The organism is Arthrobacter sp. HMWF013 (assembly GCF_003061105.1).
In the GTDB taxonomy this organism is placed as follows: Bacteria; Actinomycetota; Actinomycetes; order Actinomycetales; family Micrococcaceae; genus Arthrobacter.
Window position 1 is genome coordinate 1 of sequence record NZ_QAIQ01000698.1, and the last position, 3,036, is coordinate 3,036.

3 protein-coding genes are annotated in these 3,036 nt (G+C 65.3%); all 3 read left to right on the forward strand.

Annotation, left to right across the window (positions count from 1 at the left end; all coding sequences use genetic code 11):
- Positions 1–311, forward strand: a 311-nt coding sequence (locus DBR22_RS22560) for a cytochrome c biogenesis protein ResB (protein WP_146187631.1), incomplete at its 5' end; no start/stop codon positions are given.
- Positions 311–1,429, forward strand: a complete 1,119-nt coding sequence (ccsB, locus tag DBR22_RS22565; protein ID WP_108600815.1) for a c-type cytochrome biogenesis protein CcsB — start codon at positions 311–313, stop codon at positions 1,427–1,429. The genes DBR22_RS22560 and ccsB, both read left to right, overlap by 1 nt.
- Positions 1,430–1,807: 378 nt before the next feature.
- On the forward strand, positions 1,808–3,036 hold a 1,229-nt coding region (locus tag DBR22_RS22570), incomplete at its 3' end, for an Hsp70 family protein (protein ID WP_375135033.1).

Here is a 3,036-nt window from a genome sequence, read left to right on the forward strand (position 1 = left end):
TCGCGCTGCTGGCCGTGGCCGGGCTCATCGTCTCCCTGTACGTCAACCGCCGCCGCGTCTGGGTCCGGACCGGGACCCACGACGACGGCCGGACCATGGTGGAATACGGCCTCCTGGCCCGCGGTGAAGACCACCGCCTCGCCGCCGAAGCGGCCACCATCCGCAAGCTTCTCGCCGATGAATGGCAGCTCCAGCCGGACGCTGCCGATGAGCAGGGCGATCCCCAGCAAACTCCCAGCCGCCAGGACGATAATGGCGCAGACTCGCTCACCATCCCCGCCGGCCCCGCCGGACCCACAAAGGACCAGTAATGCCTTTCGCCATCAACGAAACCATGGGCCAGTACAGCGAGCTTTTTATGCTGCTCGCCGCCGGCACGTACACCGTGGCCTTCATCGCCTTCGCCTGGGACCTCGCGAAGAGCAGCAAAGCGCTGCGCGCTATTGACCTGAAGGCTGCCGCTGCCGCGGGCGCCAAGGTGCCCGCGATGGCCGGCGCGTCTTCGGCCGGTGCAGCCTTTGACGCAGGCGCGGCAGGGGACAGGGCCGGGTCCTCGCACCTGGCCGGACCTGTGGGCCGGGCCGAGCGGCCGTCGTCGTCCGTTTCCAATAAGGGCGACGCTTCGGGGACCGGACTGACCGCTGACGCCGACATGCGCTACTCAGCCGAGCGCCGCGCGCCCGCGCGGGTGGCCGTGGCACTGACCGTCCTCGGTGCGTTGATCCATGCAGCCGGTGTGATCACCCGGGCGCTGGGTGCAGGGCGCGTGCCGTGGGGCAACATGTATGAATTCCTCACCACGGGAGCTTTTGTGGCCGTGGCCGTGTTCCTGCTGGTGTTGATCCGCCGCGACCTGAGGTTCCTCGGCACGTTTGTGGTGGGGCTGGCCATCATCATGCTGGTGGCTGCCTCAGTTGCCTACTGGACCCCTGTGGGTCACCTGGTTCCGGCGCTGCAGAGCTACTGGCTGATCATCCACGTCTCCATCGCAGTGCTGTCCTCTGCGCTTTTCACGCTCACCTTCGCCATGTCCGCCCTTCAGTTGGTTCAGTCGCACCGGCAGAAAACCATTGCTTCCGGCGGTGCGGACAAGCTCGGATTTATGCGGCTGGTGCCCTCCGCCCTGAGCCTGGAAAACCTGTCCTACCGGATCAACGCCATCGCCTTTATTGGCTGGACCTTCACCCTGATGTTCGGCGCCATCTGGGCGGAAAAAGCCTGGGGCCGCTTTTGGGGCTGGGACACCAAGGAAGTGTGGACGTTCGTGATCTGGGTGGTGTACGCAGGCTACCTGCACGCCCGTGCCACCCGAGGCTGGACCGGCACCCGCGCCGCCTGGCTCTCGATCGTTGGCTACCTGTGTGTCGTCTTCAATTTCACCATCGTCAACCAGTTCTTTAACGGGCTCCACTCCTACTCGGGCCTCTGAACTGGGGTTTCTCCCGCGGCCCTGAAGGGCGCAACTTAATAGACCAATCGATGTAGGAATAAGGGTGTTGCCGGGAACACGGTGGTGCTACCTTGGTTGGAGTTGTCCGTGATGAAGCTTGCAGACAACTCGCAGCGTTCTTGCCGAGGTTCCTATGAGTTATGTTCTCGCCATAGATGTCGGGACCAGCTTCACAGCCGCCGCCGTTGTCCGAACTGATGAACAGAGAGTCCCGGAGAGCCTTCCGTTGGGTCTCCGTGGCATGGCTGTGCCTTCCGTGGTGTACTACCCGGAGGCAGGGCCAATCCTCGTGGGGAGGCTGCCGAGCGCCGAGGCCTTGACAGCCCCGAACGCGTTATACGCGAGTTCAAGCGCCGGGTGGGGGACGAAGTCCCGATTTCCGTCGGCACCCTGTCTCTTCCGGCCGAGGAAGTCTTCGCCACCATGGCACGCTGGGTCGTGGACCGCGCCGAGGAACGCGAGGGCGCACCGCCGTCGGACATTGTCTTATCCCACCCCGCCTCCTGGGGCGCGCACCGAACAGAACTGATCCTCCGCGCCCTTGCCGCCAAGGGCCTCACCAAAGTCACCCTGGTCAGCGAGCCTGTTGCTGCTGCGCTGCACTACGCCTCGCAGGTGCGGGTGGAAAATGGCAGCATCATTGCCGTCTACGATCTCGGCGGCGGAACTTTTGACACGGCTGTGCTCCGGAAAGTCGGAGCCGGCCAGTTCGAGCTGGTAGGCCGTCCTGAGGGGATTGAGGGGCTGGGCGGCGCGGATTTCGATGCTGCCGTCTTTAGGCATGTAGCCGAGCACGCGGGAGAGGTCCTTACCGGCGTTGACCCGGCCGCGCCCGGCACACTGGCTGCCCTTGCCCGGCTGCGGCGGGAGTGTGTTGAAGCCAAGGAGGCCCTCTCCTCCGACAGCGAGGCGAACATCTCGGTCCTGCTTCCGGGTGTCCAGCACCAGGTCCGGCTGGTCCGCTCCGAGTTTGAAGCCATGATTGACGCGCCCATCCGGGAGACCGTGGACGCCCTGGAGAGTTCGCTGCAGGAGCTCGGGCTCACGCCGGCTGACCTCTCGGCCGTGCTGCTGATTGGCGGATCGTCGCGAATACCGCTGGTGGCGCAGGTGATTTCGGAACAGCTGGACCGGCCCATTGCCGTGGACGCGGATCCCAAATCGTCCATCTGCCTTGGTGCGGCTGTGTCCATGCTGCAGCTCGATGCGATCACTGATCCGTTGAGCGCCGAGCCTGTTCAGCCAGACGTTGCCAGTGTGGCCGCGGGCGCGCTGTCAGTTGCCGGACGCCATCCCAGCTGGTCTCGAAAGAACGGTACAGTTCACTCCGCAGGTGGTTCGCACAGCGCCAGGGGCGGAGCCCATGGCCCGAGCGCCTCGGTTCGGCTGACGGCCGTGGCCGCAGCTGCAGCAATCCTCACCGGGCTCACCGCAACAGCCGCCCAGAGCCCCGATGCGCTGACCAACCTCACCGCAATGCTGGTCCCTGCGGAGCCGTTGGAGAAAGCACCCGGCACATCTCCTGACGGTTCCGTCCCGGGCGAGTTAGCCCAGGGTGGTTCAGGCGCCGACGATTCAGCCACCGG